The sequence below is a fragment of the Gordonia sp. ALPHA1B1 genome, from assembly GCF_005502615.1.
GTDB lineage: Bacteria > Actinomycetota > Actinomycetes > Mycobacteriales > Mycobacteriaceae > Gordonia > Gordonia hongkongensis.
Genome location: NZ_SCOC01000015.1, coordinates 32,081 through 46,110 on the forward strand (window position 1 = coordinate 32,081; position 14,030 = coordinate 46,110).

At 68.4% G+C, this 14,030-nt stretch carries 15 protein-coding genes; 9 read left to right on the plus strand and 6 right to left on the minus strand.

Annotated elements, in window-relative coordinates; genetic code table 11:
* Nucleotides 1-30: 30 nt before the first annotated feature.
* Nucleotides 31-726 carry a TMEM165/GDT1 family protein gene (locus tag FFS52_RS12210; RefSeq protein WP_137809852.1) on the minus strand — a complete coding sequence of 232 codons (696 nt, stop codon included), beginning with the start codon at nt 724-726 and terminating at the stop codon, nt 31-33.
* Between the two features lie 148 nt (nt 727-874).
* Nucleotides 875-1,396, minus strand: a complete 522-nt coding sequence (locus tag FFS52_RS12215; RefSeq protein ID WP_058253731.1) for a hypothetical protein — start codon at nt 1,394-1,396, stop codon at nt 875-877.
* A gap of 213 nt (nt 1,397-1,609) precedes the next feature.
* On the opposite strand from FFS52_RS12215, the gene FFS52_RS12220 reads away from it, so the two are divergent.
* Together FFS52_RS12220 and FFS52_RS12225 are read left to right on the plus strand one after the other, a co-directional pair.
* The gene (locus tag FFS52_RS12220) at nt 1,610-3,751 is read left to right on the plus strand and encodes a DUF2232 domain-containing protein (RefSeq protein ID WP_212743640.1); all 2,142 of its coding nucleotides are present in this window, start codon (nt 1,610-1,612) and stop codon (nt 3,749-3,751) included.
* On the plus strand, nt 3,748-4,500 hold the full coding sequence (locus FFS52_RS12225) for an energy-coupling factor transporter transmembrane protein EcfT (RefSeq protein WP_065631284.1): 753 nt from the start codon (nt 3,748-3,750) through the stop codon (nt 4,498-4,500). Before FFS52_RS12220 ends, FFS52_RS12225 begins: the two co-directional genes overlap by 4 nt.
* Nucleotides 4,501-4,828: 328 nt before the next feature.
* On the opposite strand, the gene FFS52_RS12230 is transcribed toward FFS52_RS12225, so the two are convergent.
* Nucleotides 4,829-5,458, minus strand: a complete 630-nt coding sequence (locus tag FFS52_RS12230; RefSeq protein WP_004021423.1) for a superoxide dismutase — start codon at nt 5,456-5,458, stop codon at nt 4,829-4,831.
* Between the two features lie 206 nt (nt 5,459-5,664).
* Nucleotides 5,665-5,817, minus strand: coding sequence for a hypothetical protein (locus FFS52_RS23690; RefSeq protein ID WP_165629232.1), 153 nt, complete (start codon nt 5,815-5,817; stop codon nt 5,665-5,667).
* Nucleotides 5,818-5,991: 174 nt separating this feature from the next.
* Here FFS52_RS23690 and msrA point away from each other — a divergent pair, with 174 nt between their 5' ends.
* The gene (msrA, locus tag FFS52_RS12235; RefSeq protein ID WP_137809853.1) at nt 5,992-6,702 is read left to right on the plus strand and encodes a peptide-methionine (S)-S-oxide reductase MsrA; all 711 of its coding nucleotides are present in this window, start codon (nt 5,992-5,994) and stop codon (nt 6,700-6,702) included.
* A gap of 51 nt (nt 6,703-6,753) precedes the next feature.
* Nucleotides 6,754-7,827 carry a winged helix DNA-binding domain-containing protein gene (locus tag FFS52_RS12240; protein ID WP_137809854.1) on the plus strand — a complete coding sequence of 358 codons (1,074 nt, stop codon included), beginning with the start codon at nt 6,754-6,756 and terminating at the stop codon, nt 7,825-7,827.
* 95 nt (nt 7,828-7,922) lie between these two features.
* On the opposite strand, the gene FFS52_RS12245 is transcribed toward FFS52_RS12240, so the two are convergent.
* Complete coding sequence (locus FFS52_RS12245) at nt 7,923-8,672, minus strand: VOC family protein (protein ID WP_137809855.1); 750 nt, start codon at nt 8,670-8,672, stop codon at nt 7,923-7,925.
* 89 nt (nt 8,673-8,761) lie between these two features.
* Here FFS52_RS12245 and FFS52_RS12250 point away from each other — a divergent pair, with 89 nt between their 5' ends.
* From FFS52_RS12250 to FFS52_RS12270, 5 genes are all read left to right on the plus strand, one after another.
* Complete coding sequence (locus FFS52_RS12250; protein WP_137809856.1) at nt 8,762-9,625, plus strand: S49 family peptidase; 864 nt, start codon at nt 8,762-8,764, stop codon at nt 9,623-9,625.
* Nucleotides 9,626-10,023: 398 nt separating this feature from the next.
* Nucleotides 10,024-10,374 carry a rhodanese-like domain-containing protein gene (locus FFS52_RS12255; RefSeq protein ID WP_137809857.1) on the plus strand — a complete coding sequence of 117 codons (351 nt, stop codon included), beginning with the start codon at nt 10,024-10,026 and terminating at the stop codon, nt 10,372-10,374.
* Entirely contained in the window at nt 10,371-11,408 is a 1,038-nt protein-coding gene (locus FFS52_RS12260; RefSeq protein ID WP_137809858.1) for a DUF4328 domain-containing protein, read from the plus strand. Before FFS52_RS12255 ends, FFS52_RS12260 begins: the two co-directional genes overlap by 4 nt.
* Nucleotides 11,405-12,214: a glycerophosphodiester phosphodiesterase family protein gene (locus FFS52_RS12265; RefSeq protein WP_137809859.1), complete on the plus strand. Its 810-nt coding sequence runs from the start codon at nt 11,405-11,407 to the stop codon at nt 12,212-12,214. The genes FFS52_RS12260 and FFS52_RS12265 overlap by 4 nt, the downstream gene beginning before the upstream one ends.
* Before the next feature lie 55 nt (nt 12,215-12,269).
* A complete protein-coding gene (locus tag FFS52_RS12270; RefSeq protein WP_137809860.1) occupies nt 12,270-13,193 on the plus strand; it encodes a DUF5926 family protein in 924 nt (307 codons plus the stop codon).
* 225 nt (nt 13,194-13,418) lie between these two features.
* Here the strand turns inward: FFS52_RS12270 and FFS52_RS12275 are convergent, their stop codons facing one another.
* Entirely contained in the window at nt 13,419-13,955 is a 537-nt protein-coding gene (locus FFS52_RS12275) for a ferritin (RefSeq protein WP_058253734.1), read from the minus strand.
* Nucleotides 13,956-14,030: the final 75 nt, after the last annotated feature.

A 14,030-nucleotide genomic window follows, 5' to 3' on the forward strand; every position in this document is an offset into this window, starting at 1 on the left:
GCTCGCACCAACCGCGAAAGACCCCCTGAATTACCGAACGAGCGCTCGGACGCCCTCGTCGGAACGGAGGCGGTTCTCCCGGCGGATCAGCACGATGCCGATCCCGGTGATGATCACGACTGCACTGAGCGTGCCGGCGATCACGGGCACCGACGCACCGATCAGACCGTCGGTGATGAGCCAGGCCGCGAACGCGAAGAAGAGAACTGCCGCGCCGATCGCGATGACGCGCTCGGGGAGGTGGCGGCCGAGGAGCACACCCACGCCGATGGCGAGAGCGTCGGCGGCGACCATGCCGAGCGTGGACCCGATCCAGACCCCGAGCCAGTCGTTGTCGGTGGCCAGCGTGATGGTCGCGAGCATGGTCTTGTCGCCCAGTTCGGCGAGGAAGAACGCCGACATGACGGCGAAGAACACCGAGGCGCCGACGCGGGTCGCCCGGTTGGACTCCTCGTCGTCGAGCCGGTCTCCGCGCAGCGTCCAGAGGCCGAAGACAAGCATCGCCAGGCCGGCGAGGATCGTCAGGAGCGTGGTGGGTATCGACAGACCGAGGAAGTGGCCGAAGAACACCGAGACCGCGTGCACTGCGGTTGTGGCCACAGTGATCGCGAGGAGGACGACCCACCAGCGATAGCGCAGGGCGTAGGTCATCGCCATCAGCTGTGACTTGTCACCGAGTTCGGCCACGAAGATCACGCCGAAGCTGAGGAGCAGGGCGGCAATCACGGACGCCAGGTTAGTCAGCGCTAACTCGCGGACGCAACTCGTCGAAGACCCGTATTTCCGCAGGTAGGGACATCAAAATCAGATGTTCGGGGACCCGTATCCACGCGGTCGGTGACCCGTCGTACGGCCTTCGAGCGGCCGCCCCGCCCTACGCTGCGAGAAGCATGGCCAGCACCGCGGTGTCGGGGTCGGCGTTGGGGTCGATACCCACCTGATTGCGGAGGTTGACCACCGTGCCGTCGGCCTCCGCCTCGGCCCATCCCGCCCGGTGTTCGAGCCCGAGTTCGGGGAGTCCGGGCAGCAGCACGCACCCGGAGGCGACCTGGGAACACTCGGGCAGGGACGGGCGCGTCTGCGACGGGGGATGCAGCATGACCAGCGCCGGCGGATTGTTCAGGAAGCGGCCCGCCTCGACGAAGCTGTCGTCGACGACATTGCCGATCGCGACCATCATCCCGACGGTGTCCGCCTCACCCTGCTCCGGACGCTGCTCGACCACGCCGAAGATCGTCGTCGTGGGCAGGAAACCCGGCCGGCAGGCGATCCGGACCGAGGCCACCAGCGTCTGCGTCCACTCGAGCGTCGACTCCGGCCAGCGGCCCGAGATGAGAATGCCGTTCAGCGTGCCCTCGTGCTGGAACGGTGTGAGGCCGATCGGAATCGATTGCATCATGTCCTCCTCCGACCCGGGCACGACCTCGGGTGATCCACGGACTGGGGACCGACGGCCGACCCTGGTGAGAAGACCTTCCACCGGTGGCGAGGCGTCGACAACTCGAAACACCGTGTTGTGATGGATCTTTAACATGCGAACGAACGACAGCGGTGGTCGCGGAGCACTGTCCCCGCCGGTGGGGGCGACGACACCAGGCACACTGGACCGGTGAAGAACTCGCCCCCGCTGCGACCCATGGAGTTCGCGTCCGTCGCGATCTTCGGCGGACTGACCGTCGCGGCGGTGGTCATCGCGTCGGTCATCCCACTGGCCCAGGCCGCCGGACTGCTCGCCCCGGTGCCGCTCGCACTCATCGCGGCGCGTACGCGGCCGCGGGCCCTGGTCACCGCCACGGTCGCCACCACCGCGGTCGCGTTCGCGATGGCGGGCACCGGCGCGATGGCAACCGTCCTCGGATCCGCGCTGGTCGGCGGCCTGGTCGGCGACATCAAGCGCCGGGGCCGGGGGATCGGTGTGCTCGGGGTCGCCACGCTGGTCGCCTCGCCGGTGCTCGGTGGGATCTCCGTGCTGATCCTCCTGATCCTGGTGCCGCTGCGTGAGCTGACGATCGAGGCGATGACCAACTCCATCCACGGCGTCGCGAAGTGGCTGCACGGATGGGGCCCGACCGGCGGCGTCGCCGATGGGCTCGACGCCATGAGCCGGAGCATCGACGACGACTGGTGGGTGTGGGTCTGGGTGTCGGGAACCCTCGGCACCGCGATCTCGCTGCTCGTCGCGTGGTGGATCCTCGGTTCCGTGATCAGCAGGCTGCGGGACGTGCCGAGCGAGGACACGCTCGATGCCGTCCCGTCGGGGTTCGCCCCGGCCGCGGTGGTCACCGCGGCCCACGATCCGGGCATCGCGCCGCTTCCGGTGGTCTTCGAACATGTCGGATTCGCCTACGCACCGGAGGCGCGCCCGGTGCTGCACGACATCGACCTGCGGATCGATCCCGGTGAGTTCGTCGCCGTCGTCGGCGCCAACGGTTCCGGGAAGTCGACGCTGGCGAAGATCCTGGCCGGGCGTGACCCGTCCACCGGTGTGGTCCACCGGCCGGGCCTGCCCGGTCTGGGCGCGCACGGCGGGACCGCGCTCGTCCTGCAGCGTCCAGAGATACAGATGCTGGGTTCCCGCGTTGCCGACGACGTCGTCTGGGGTCTGCCGCCCGGCGTCGACGTCGACGTCGAAGCACTGCTCGACGAGGTCGGTCTCGCCGGACTCGGTGACCGGGAGACCACGGACCTGTCCGGCGGTCAGCAGCAGCGGCTCGCGATCGCCGCGGCGCTCGCCCGTGATCCGCAGCTCCTCATCGCCGACGAGGTGACGTCCATGGTCGACCCGGAAGGCCGGGGACAATTGCTGGCGCTGCTGGCGGGCCTGCCGGCGCGCCGGGGGATCGCCGTCGTCCTGGTGACGCACCGCGGCAGCGAGGCGGCGGCGGCCGATCGGGTGATCCACCTGGCCGGGGGACGCCTCGTGCCGCACGCGCCCGACTGGATGCCGGGTCCCGACGCCGACCTGGGCGCGCCGAACCCGCGCCCGTCGCCCCCGCCCGCACCGACCTCGCGGATCGGCGGGCCGCTCCTCGTGCTCGACCAGGTGGGTTACGCGCACCTGCCGGGCTCACCGTGGGAGGTCGTTGCCCTGCAGGACATCTCGCTGACGGTCTACCGCGGCGAGGGACTCCTCGTCGTCGGCGGCAACGGATCGGGCAAGACGACTCTCGCGTGGATCATGGCCGGCCTGCTCCCGCCCGGGACCGGTACCTGCCGTCTGCTGGACATCCACGAGAAGATCACTCCCGGAGCGGGTTTCGACGCCGGAACACCGATGACGGAGCGGGTCGGCGCGGTCGGACTCGGATTCCAGCACGCGCGTCTGCAACTGCAGAAGGTCACCGTCGCCGACGAGATCATGGCGGCCGGTGGTGAGAAGGTGGGCACCGCCGAGGTCGCCCGGGTCCTCGAACTCGTCGGGTTGCCGCGCCGGATGGCGGTCACCAAGGTCGACGCGCTGTCGGGCGGACAGATGCGGCGCGTCGTGCTGGCCGGTCTCATCGCGCGCCATCCCGACCTGCTGGTCCTGGACGAGCCGCTGGCCGGTCTCGATCCGCCGGCACGCGAGGAGATCGTCGCACTGCTGGCCCGGCTCCGCGCCGACGGGATGACCATCGTGATCATCTCGCACGACTTCGAGTCGTTGGAGTCGGTGTGCACCCGGCGGGTCCGACTGGTCGACGGGCGTCTCCTGCCCGATTCGCAGCAGATGATCGACCAGGCTCCCGGCTGGGACGGAGGAACCCGATGACGATGCGTACCGTCCCGCTGCGGCAGGTGCCCGGCGACTCGTTCGTGCACCGGCTGTGGGCGGGGACCAAACTCGTGATCGTGCTGATCCTCGGGATCATGACCTGGGTGCTGCCGTCGTGGCCGGCGCTGGGCATGGTCGCCGCGGTGGTGGTGATCACCGCCCTCGTCGCGGGAATCCCGTTGGGCGCCATACCTCGTCCGCCGTGGTGGTTCTGGGGTCTGATCGGCATCGGCGTCGCGTTCAACGTGTCGTTCGCCGGCATCCCCGGCGCCCTGGTCTTCCTGCGCGCGATCACCCTGGCACTCGTCCTCGTCGCCAGTTCGATCCTCGTCATCTGGACCACTCCCATGGCCGACGTGGCGCCGGCGCTGGCGCGGCTGATGCGCCCGCTGCGGTGGCTCCGGCTGCCCGTCGATGAGTGGGCGGTCGCGATCGCGTTGTGCCTCAGGGGTCTTCCGCTGCTCATCGAGGAGTTGCGCATGCTGCGTGCGGCGCATCGCCTCCGGCCGACGGCCAAGGGCCGCAGCGACCATCCGTCGGCGGAGATGGGGATCATGGATCTGATCACCGCGGCGATGTCGTCGGCGCTCCGACGCAGCGCCGAGATGTCCGAGGCGATCACCGCCCGGGGCGGCACCGGCCGCCTGACCGCCCATCAGGCCGGCCCCGGGCGCGCAGATGTGGTGGCGCTCATCGTCATCGGCCTGGCCTGCGCGGTCGCCATCACGGTCACGCTCGTCCTGTGATCGGGAGTGGGCGTCAGCGTCCCTCGTTCACGCGCCCCGCTCCCTGAGGAGTGAGGAGCGATAGCGACGAGCCACGAAGGGCTGGCGAGGCACGTCACTGGGCCCTTCGTGGCTCGCTTCGCTCGCACCTCAGGGAGCAAGCGTTCAGCTTCGGGCGCTCCTCAGCTCAGGGAGCAAGGGTTCAGCTTCGGGCGCTCCTCGGCTCAGTGAGCAAGGGTTCGGCTCCGAGCGCTCCTCAGGGGGCAATGGGGGTCGCTTCGCGTCGCGCAAACAAACGGCGCCGGTCACCCGAAGGTGACCGGCGCTGTTGAGGTTCGGCGAACCGGGATCAGGCCGGGACGACCAGGCCGCTTCCCTGGCTCTTCGCGCGGGCGAGACGCTCGTTGGCGTCGGCCCAGTTCACGACGTTCCACCACGCCTTGACGTAGTCGGGCTTGACGTTCTGGTAGTCGAGGTAGAAGGCGTGCTCCCACATGTCCAGCATGACGACCGGGATGATGGCGGCGGGGATGTTGCCGCTCTGGTCGGTCAGCTGCAGGATGACGAGCTTGCCGCCGATGGTGTCGTAACCCAGGATCGCCCAGCCCGAACCCTGCAGGGTGGTGGCGGCGGCGGTGAAGTGGGCCTTGAACTTGTCGAAACCACCGAACTGTTCGGTGAGGGCGGCCGCGAGGTCGCCGTCGGGCTCGCCACCGCCGTTGGGCGACAGGTTCTTCCAGAAGATGGAGTGGTTGGTGTGACCGCCCAGGTGGAACGACAGGGTGGCGGAGAGTCCGTAGACCTTGCCGGCGATGCTGTCGTCGTCGCGGGCCGCGGCCAGCTTCTCCAGGGTGTCGTTCGCGCCCTTGACGTAGGTGGCGTGGTGCTTGCTGTGATGGAGCTCCATGATCCTGCCGGAGATGTGCGGTTCCAGTGCCGCGTAGTCGTAATCGAGATCCGGCAAGGTGTATTCAGCCACGATGTTCCTCTCTGAGGTGCTACTCGTTTCCCTGTCCACGCATGGCCCCGACGACTCGGCCGGGCGCCACGCGAATGCTTCCAGCCTTCCCCAGAGCATGGGTGATTGCAACAATCCCGCGCCAAGAAACATCAAGTGCGGTTGAGATGTCATCGACGCGAGAGTGCGTCGGCTGAGTTGACCAGGCCGCATCGAGGCGGCTGGGTTCAGATGAGGACGAGCAGGATGAAGACCGCGATGAGCGCGAGAATGGTCAGGGCGCTTGTGCGGCAACTCCTCGCGACGTCGTAGTTGGCGCGTGGAGCGGTCCGACCGAGCCCGGGGGCGCGTCGGAGATCTCCGGTCGCGTGCGTCGCCATCGTCGCCTCTCGTCCCTGGAACGGCTGCACATCCCTGCCGGCGGACGGGCCGCGATGGCGTACGAGTGATCGGTATCACAGTGCCACGGATGTGACCGCCATCATAAACAGACTCGAACGGTCAGCTCAACTCGTCGTCGCCGGGCCGTATCCCACCGCGCGTAGACTTGGCGCATGTCATGGCTCGACCAGCTCTTCGCCGCCGGTTCACGCAAACAGGATCTCGTCGCCGCCGACGCTGCACTGCCCGGCCGCTCGTCCGAGATCACGGTCCCGGGCGAGCACCTCGTTCTCGGAACGCCCATGCGCGGTCGGGCCGATTCCGACGGCTCCCACGTACACGGCATCGGACGCTTCGTCGACGGCCTCGACGCGATCGTCCTGGCCGGTGGCTGCTTCTGGGGGATCGAGGAGATCTTCTGGCAGGTCCCCGGTGTGTACACGACCGCCGTCGGATACGCGGGCGGTTACACGCCGAATCCGACCTACGAGGAGACCTGCACCGCGCGGACCGGTCACACCGAGTCGGCGCTGGTGGTCTTCGATCCGGCCGTCGTCGATCTCGAAGGCCTGCTGAAGGTCTTCTGGGAGTCGCATGACCCGACGCAGGAGATGCGTCAGGGCAACGACATCGGCACCCAGTACCGGTCAGCCGTGTACGCCCTGACCGACGCGGACCTTGACGTCGTCCGCAGCACCGCCGCAACCTTCCAGACCGCACTCGACGCTGCGGGCCAGGGTGCGATCGCCACCGAGATCAAACCGCTGGCGCAGGCGGGCGACGGACGGTTCTACTACGCCGAGGACTACCACCAGCAGTATCTGGCGAAGAACCCGCATGGATACCGCTGCCATGCCGCGACCGGTGTCGCCTACCCCGCCTGACGTCGCGGTGCGCGGTCGTACCCATCGGTCGCAGACCCGACGAGACACGCGGTGACCGAACGGATCTCGCTGCGGCAGTGGAATCGCACCCTGCTGCAGCGCCAGCACCTGCTCACCCGCGTCGCGGAGGACGCCATCGAGGTCCTGGACCGCTGCGTCGGACTGCAGTCCCAGGACCCGCGGGCGGCGTTCTTCGGATTGTGGTCGCGGATCGCGGATTTCGATCCCCTCGAGCTGGACGATCTATTGACCGACCGCGAGGTCGTGCGCATGACGCTGCTGCGCGCGACGATCTTCCTGATCGACGCCGAGGACGCACGCTGGATTCGTCCACTCGCCGAGCCCACGCTGCGGCGTGGACTCACCGACATCCACGCCCAGCGACTGGTGGACGCCGACCCGACGCAAGTCGTGCGGTCCGCCGCCGAGATTCTCGCGGGTCGCGAACTCGCCGTCGCCGACCTCGGGAGCGAACTGGTTGCCCGCCATCCGGCGGAAGATGCGTCGACCCTGACCGCCATCGCACGGTCCGGGCTGCCACTGGTCCAGGTCCCCCCGCGTGGTTTGTGGCGCGGGCGGGGCGCTCCGACCTACCGCCTGTTCGACGAGTGGGCCGGCCCGGGCGAGCCGGCCGTCGTCGACGACGAAGCCCGTGCCGATCTCGTCCGGATGTATCTGCGCGGGTTCGGCCCGGCCACCGTGAAGGCCATCCAGACGTGGTCCGGGCTCACCCGGTTGCGACCCCTCGTCGAAAAGCTGGAGGCGGACTGGGAGCTCGTCCGCCTCGACGGCCCGAACGGCGAGGTTCTCTACGACCTCGACGGTCTCGCCCTCGCCGACCCGGATGCGCCGGCGCCGGCCCGGCTGATCGCCCCCTTCGACCACGTGATCGGCGCCCAGGCCGACCGAATCCGGGTCGCCGACCCGGAGATGTACCGGCGCACCGTGACTCCCAATGGCCGGTCGCCCGGATTCGTGTTCCTCGACGGATTCCTCGCGGGGACATGGTCTCTCGACGCCGAGGACGTTTCGGCGGTCGAGTATCTGCGTCCGGTGACCGCCGCCGAACGGCGCGAGGTCGACACCGAGGTCGATCGGCTCCGTGAATTCCTGGTCGATACCTGAAGCTCGGAGCGACGGGGCCCGGCAGATGTCGCACATCGTGGCGCCGAGCGCAACGACACACTACGTCTGCGCACCGGATCGAAGGAGCCCGCGACTCAATCGCCAGTGCGCGGGTTCCGCGAGGTGATGCAGTAGCGGCGACCGGCTGGATCCGCCATCGTCGTCCAGTGCGGGAAGTGCTCGATCGCGCGGGCGCCCCAGTCCTCGTGTCGTGCGACCTCGTCGGGGACGGAATTCGTGGCGATGTCGAGGTGTGCGGTCGCCACATCGCCGTCCGGTGACTCATCCTGTTTGCGCTGCAACAGGATTCCGAGGGTCACCGCGGGGTCGCGGCGAAGCGCGACCAGCTCGGGCCGACCCCGGGGCTTCGTCGGCCAGCCGGTGAACCCGGTCCAGAAGTCGACCTCGGCGTCGAACATGCCGGCGGGGATGTCGATGCACAGCTGGTCGATGATGCTGATGGCGTCGCCGGGCCAACGGATGGGCCGCGACCGTTTCGATTCGCCTTCCCACGGCACGATGCAGAACACGAAACCGGCGGGTGACCGGAGGGTGAGGTGGGTGCCGGCGTCGACGACGAGGGTCGCACCGAGTGCCTGTGCCTCGGCGGTGGCGGCGTGCGGGTCGTCGGTGTGGATGTCGAGGTGCACTCCGCCCGGTCCGTCGTCGATGCGCTGGACTCGCAGATGCGGGTCGCCGTAGAAGGGCTCCAGCGAGGCGAACTCGCGGTGCTCACCCCGCGGCGGGGAGACCGTGCTGCCCGAGATCGCGCGCCAGAAGGTCACCTCGCTGCCGAACACCTCGGCGGGGAAGTCGAGGAATGCGCTGAGCCACCGCACCTGCACCCGGCAGATTCTACGGTGCGTCCCACGTCGCGGACTGTCGCGGCGCGTGGGAAAACAGCAGGCGGGTCGCCGTCGTTACACTCGGACAGATGACTGCAGGACCGCTGGGGGCGGTGGGGAAGAAATTCTCGAAGGCGCGGACCGAGCAGGTCGCCGTCGTCCGTCTCGACGGCCCGATCGGGATCGCGGGGATGGGCAAGCACGGCGTCAACACCGAGTCCGTCGAGCCGGTTCTGAAGAAGGCGTTCGCCACGGAGCGGTTGCGGGCCGTCGTGGTCGTCATCAACTCGCCCGGTGGCTCGCCTGCGCAGTCGGAGTACATCGCCGAACGCATCCGCCAGCTGTCGGCGGAGAAGGGCGTGCCGGTCCTCGCGTTCTGTGAGGACGTCGCGGCCTCCGGTGGCTACTGGATCGCCTGCGCGGCTGATGAGATCTTCGCCGCCCACACCTCCATCGTCGGCTCGATCGGGGTCGTGTCGTCGGGCTTCGGTTTCTCGGCCGTGCTCGACCGCTTCGGTGTACAGCGCAGGCTGTACACGACCGGTGAGAACAAGGCGCGACTCGACACCTTCTCGCCCGAACAGCCCGAGGACGTCGAATGGCTGAAGGAATTGCAGGGCCAGCTGCACGAGGCGTTCATCGCGTGGGTCCGGCAGCGCCGCGGTAAAAAGCTGACCGCTTCCGACGCGGAACTCTTCAACGGCGACGTGTGGATCGGTCACCGCGCCGCGGAACTCGGGGTCGTCGACGGGATCGGCGTGATGCGCTCGGTCGTCGCCGAGCGGTACCCCGACGCGGAGATCACCGTCGTGGAGACGCCGAAGCCGCTGCTCATGAGACTCGTGGGAAGCCAGACATCGGTTGCCGGATTTGCGGAGAGCGTGACGACCGGCGTTCTGGCGGCATTCGACCGCGCCCCGTCGTTGCGGCTGTCGCTGCTCCACCGGGACTGAAAGGCCCGATCACAGCCCGTTCACATGGTTTTGCTTGTAAATTGTCCCCACGTTATCCACAGGTGCTGTTCATCGAAGGAAGAGTTCACGACGTTCCGGCGTGTGCACTTTCGTGAATTTCCTACGCGCACATTCGGCTAAACGAGTGATCGCGGTCACAAGTCGCGGGCCGGTGGCCAGCGTTTTTCCACAATTCCACAGTCTCATCCCCAAGTAGACGGTCAGTGCGCGAACGAGGGACAAATGTCCAGGACGTACATGTGGATAAATTTATGTAGGTCTACATAGCGCCTTGCTCCACACCCGTCTCGGTGATGACGGCGGGGCGCGCGGGCAGTGTGTCCGGTCGAGCTGCCGCCGCGCCCGGCCGTCTCTGTGCCACCATGGAAAACGTGAGCATGGGCGACATCACTCAGGTGCCGGTGACCGACCTTCCGGATGACTTCACCGGGCAGACCGACGCGGTGATGCTCGACGTCCGTGAGGACGACGAATGGGCGTCCGGTCACATCCGGGGCGCCGTGCACATCCCGCTGGCCGAGGTGCCCGGCCGCCTTGCCGAACTCGACCCCGATCACGATCTGTACGTGGTCTGCCACTCCAGCGGCCGATCGATGCGCGTGCTGCAGTACCTCGCCCAGGTCGGATACGACGGGATCTACGTCCGCGGCGGCATGCTCGCCTGGCAGGAACACGGCAAGCCCGTCGAGATCGGTGATACGCGACCCGCGGGCGACGCCGGCCGATGATCGACCTGTGCCCGCGGTGTCGAATCCAGGCACCGCACCGTCCCGGCCGTGAACACTGCCCCCGATGCGGCGGACCGCTCAGCGTCGTCGAGGATGCCGCGCGGGCGCTGGCCGCCCGGCAGACGCCGGCACGATCGCCGGCGCCCGGCGCGGTGCGCCCGCCGCACGTCCCGTCTCGCTCCGGCCCGGCCCCGGTGTCCGCCGGACGTCTCTACCGCAGTCGCAACGTCCGGTGGGTGGCCCGCCGCCCACCCGAGGCGATTCCTGTCCGCCGCGGCCCCTCGGGTCGACGTGGCCCCCGACTGATTCCCCGGTACGTCTACATACCCACCTGGGGTCTGCACGACGAACCGGCGGAGGTCGACACCGCGCACCAGAAACTCGAGAGTTCGCGTGTCCGACTGCAGTTCGCCCTGAACGTGGCGGGCTCTGCGCTGGCCGCGTCCGCACTGGTCCATCTCGTGCGCTACCTCCTGCTGGTCGTCAACCGCGACCGTCCGCTGCCCGAATTCCTCATCGTCGCGTCCGACTGGCTGACCATCTTCGTCGGTGTCGTCGCATTCCTCGGATTCGTCCTGGCGACGCTGGCTTTCATGCGCTGGGTCCTGGAGTTGCGCGCGGACACCTACGCCGCGGCCGGTCTCGTCGACCCGCGCCGGCCCGGTTGGGTCGCCGCGCTCGCCGGCCTGCCGCTGGTCAACCTCATCGGTGCGCCGCTGGTGGTGCAGGAGGTCGCTGTGCATCGGGTCGGCCAGGACCCCGCGCTCGATGCCGACCTCGTCGGCCGACGACTCCGCAAGTTGTGGGTCGCCTGGGTGGTGGTGAATGTGGCGGCCGGGGCGGCGATCATCGCCCGGCTCGTCGCGTGGCGCTCGGACTCGCTGCAGACCGGGGCGAACGCGATGGTGATGGTCATCGTCAGCGCAGCGGTCTCGGCTGCCTTCGCCTTCTGGATGGCACGCCGGGTGCGGACACTGTTCGACGCCGCCGCGGCGGCCCCGGTCCCGACGAGACGGTGGGTGGCGGTCGGATGAACTCAGGGGTGAACGTGGGCGCGGCCGAAAAGGTCTCCCGATCGGGCAAGCCGGCGGTGGTGGCGCACCGCGGGGCGTCGGGCGACTGTCCGGAACACACCCTGGCCGCCTACGAGCTGGCTCTCGCACAGGGCGCGGACGGCCTCGAGTGCGATGTCCGGTTGACCGCCGAGCACGAACTCGTGTGCGTGCACGACCGGACCGTCGACCGGACGTCCGACGGCTCGGGGATCGTCAGCGAGATGACGCTCGCCGAACTGCGCGAGCTCGACTTCGGGAGCTGGCATGCCGCTGGTGGACCCGCGTCGATCCTGACGCTGCGGGAGCTGCTCACGCTGACCCTGGACTGGCGCCGACCCGTCCGCCTGTTCATCGAGACCAAGCATCCGGTGCGGTTCGGCAGTCTCGTCGAGCAGAAGCTCCTCGAGATGCTGCACGAGTTCGGGGTGGCGACGCCGCCGTCGGCCGATCACAGCCGCGCCGTGGTCATCTCGTTCTCGTCGGCCGGGGTCTGGCGGATCCGGCGCCACGCCCCGATGCTGCCGACGATCCTGCTCGGTGACACCGCCCGGGTCCTGGGCGGGGGCGCCGCGACCGCGGTCGGGGCGACCGGCATCGGACCGTCGGTGATGACCCTGCGGCAGTACCCGGACCTGGTCGATCGCGCCGCCGCCGCCGGTCGGGTCACCTACTGCTGGACCGTCGACGAGCAGGTCGACGTCCAGCTGTGTGCCGATCTCGGTGTGCGGTGGCTGGCCACCAACCACCCGGCGAAGGTGCGCGACTGGCTGGTCACCGTCGACTGAGCTGCCGCCCGCACGACCTGTCGGGCGCCGCGGGCCGACGTGAGAGAGTGGACCGATGGGCAAGAAGAGCAAACGGGGTAGTGGACCACGTCCGGGAAGCAATCGCGCCGAGCGCGTCGCAGCACGTAAGGCACGCCAGGCCGCAGCTCTGGCGCCGCCGCCCCGGCCCTTCGCCGGGTTCGCGTCCGAATGCGATTTCGTCGCGCTGCGGACCTTCGTCGCCTCGGCGACTGCGCGGTTGGAGCTCACCGAGCCGGCCGGTTCCCGCAACGACGTCTCGATGGTGACGATCCTGCCGGGCGCGGTACCTGCTCTCGCGCGCGACCTCGACGGTGCGACAGAGGGTTTCGTGGGTCTGCAGACCGACCCCGATCGCTCGGCGCTGACCGTCGAACTCGCCGCGGCCATCGCGTGGGCCGCTCACGCCGACGCCGGCAGTGAGTTCGACCTCGAGGCTGCCGACGAGGCCCCGAGCCTCGACGAGGTCGTGAAGACCGACGCCGCCTTGGACATCACGGTGCACCAGGACTTCGGCTGGTGGTTCGTGGAGGGCACCGAGGTCCCGGCGGAGATCACGGCCATGTTCGAGCGCGCCAACGACTCGGTGCTGCCGACCGCGCGGCTCGTGGTCGACAGCGGCGCCGGTGCGCCCTGGTGGGTCGATGCGGGCGAACGTGCGCACCTGCGCTGGATTCGACCCGAGCCGGAGGACGACCTGATGTCGGCGATGGCCCGGCTCCACGCCGCCGGTCATCTGACGATGGGTGAGGGTTCCCGGTTCGCCGGATCGTTCCGCACCCACGGATTGCTCGTCCCGGTCTTCGACCTCGACAACGAGATGCACCACGAAGAGTGGTACGCCGGTCTCAACGAGCTCGATCGCCGCCTCGGCGAAGCGCTCGCCGACACCTCGCCGCTGAAGATCGAACAACGCAGCTCCCGCAACGGCATTCGCGGTCGCCAGGTCACGCTGCGCTGACCGGCGTGGTCCGTAACCGCGCTGTTTCTGCTCCCTGAGAGCCTTCTTCTGCTCCCTGAGGTGCGAGCGAAGCGAGCCACGAAGGGGCGTGGTGACGTCCGTCGCCAGCCCTTCGTGGCTCGTCGCTTGCGCTCCTCGCACCTCAGGGAGCGAGGGTTATGTCGTTCTCTCGGATCTGGAGCGGGGGTTTCGCGGCTCTTTCGGATTGGGGCGGATGGAACTCCGTCAGATGTTCCCGCCGGCCGCGACCGGTGCGGTGGCGTCGGATGTCTTCTCGCCGTTGAACTCTCGTTCGACGAAGTTCTCCAGGTCGAAGAGGTTTCCGTTGCAGCGTTCGGCGATGGTCTGCAGGGTCGTCATGGTCGCGACCTCCTCGACCTGTTCCTTGAGGAACCACTGCACGAACTGCTCGCCGAGGTAGTCGCCGGTGTCGCGGGCCGACTTCGCCAGGTCGACGACCTGCTGGGTCACCGTCTTCTCCTGTGCGAGAGCGAGATCGATGGGCGCACGGTAGTCCTCGAACCGGTTGTTCGGTGCCGGGATGCCGGGGATCTCGACCTCCATGTCGCGGTCGAGGAAGTACTGCACGATCATCATCGCGTGATTGCGCTCTTCGACGGCCTGGCGGTAGAAGAGCTTTGCCAGCTGGGGCATGTCGTGGTTGTCGAAATAGGTGGCGACCGCGATGTACTGCTGCGAGGCGTAGAACTCGTTGCTGATCTGGTCGTGCAGCAGCTGATGGAACTTCGTGTGTTCGGACATGCGGCCCATCGTAGAACCGAAAAATGGCTCTCACCAGCAAGTTCAGGCTAAGTAAGGCAAGTCTGGCCTGCGTTT

What these genes read in the sequence shown, in the direction of transcription:
- FFS52_RS12215 (WP_058253731.1), bottom strand. Translation starts at nt 1,396, where the DNA reads ATGCAATCGATTCCGATCGGCCTCACACCGTTCCAGCACGAGGGCACG.
- FFS52_RS12225 (WP_065631284.1), top strand. Translation starts at nt 3,748, where the DNA reads ATGACGATGCGTACCGTCCCGCTGCGGCAGGTGCCCGGCGACTCGTTC.
- FFS52_RS23690 (WP_165629232.1), bottom strand. Translation starts at nt 5,817, where the DNA reads ATGGCGACGCACGCGACCGGAGATCTCCGACGCGCCCCCGGGCTCGGT.
- msrA (WP_137809853.1), top strand. Translation starts at nt 5,992, where the DNA reads ATGTCATGGCTCGACCAGCTCTTCGCCGCCGGTTCACGCAAACAGGAT.
- FFS52_RS12250 (WP_137809856.1), top strand. Translation starts at nt 8,762, where the DNA reads ATGACTGCAGGACCGCTGGGGGCGGTGGGGAAGAAATTCTCGAAGGCG.
- FFS52_RS12255 (WP_137809857.1), top strand. Translation starts at nt 10,024, where the DNA reads ATGGGCGACATCACTCAGGTGCCGGTGACCGACCTTCCGGATGACTTC.
- FFS52_RS12260 (WP_137809858.1), top strand. Translation starts at nt 10,371, where the DNA reads ATGATCGACCTGTGCCCGCGGTGTCGAATCCAGGCACCGCACCGTCCC.
- FFS52_RS12265 (WP_137809859.1), top strand. Translation starts at nt 11,405, where the DNA reads ATGAACTCAGGGGTGAACGTGGGCGCGGCCGAAAAGGTCTCCCGATCG.
- FFS52_RS12270 (WP_137809860.1), top strand. Translation starts at nt 12,270, where the DNA reads ATGGGCAAGAAGAGCAAACGGGGTAGTGGACCACGTCCGGGAAGCAAT.
- FFS52_RS12275 (WP_058253734.1), bottom strand. Translation starts at nt 13,955, where the DNA reads ATGTCCGAACACACGAAGTTCCATCAGCTGCTGCACGACCAGATCAGC.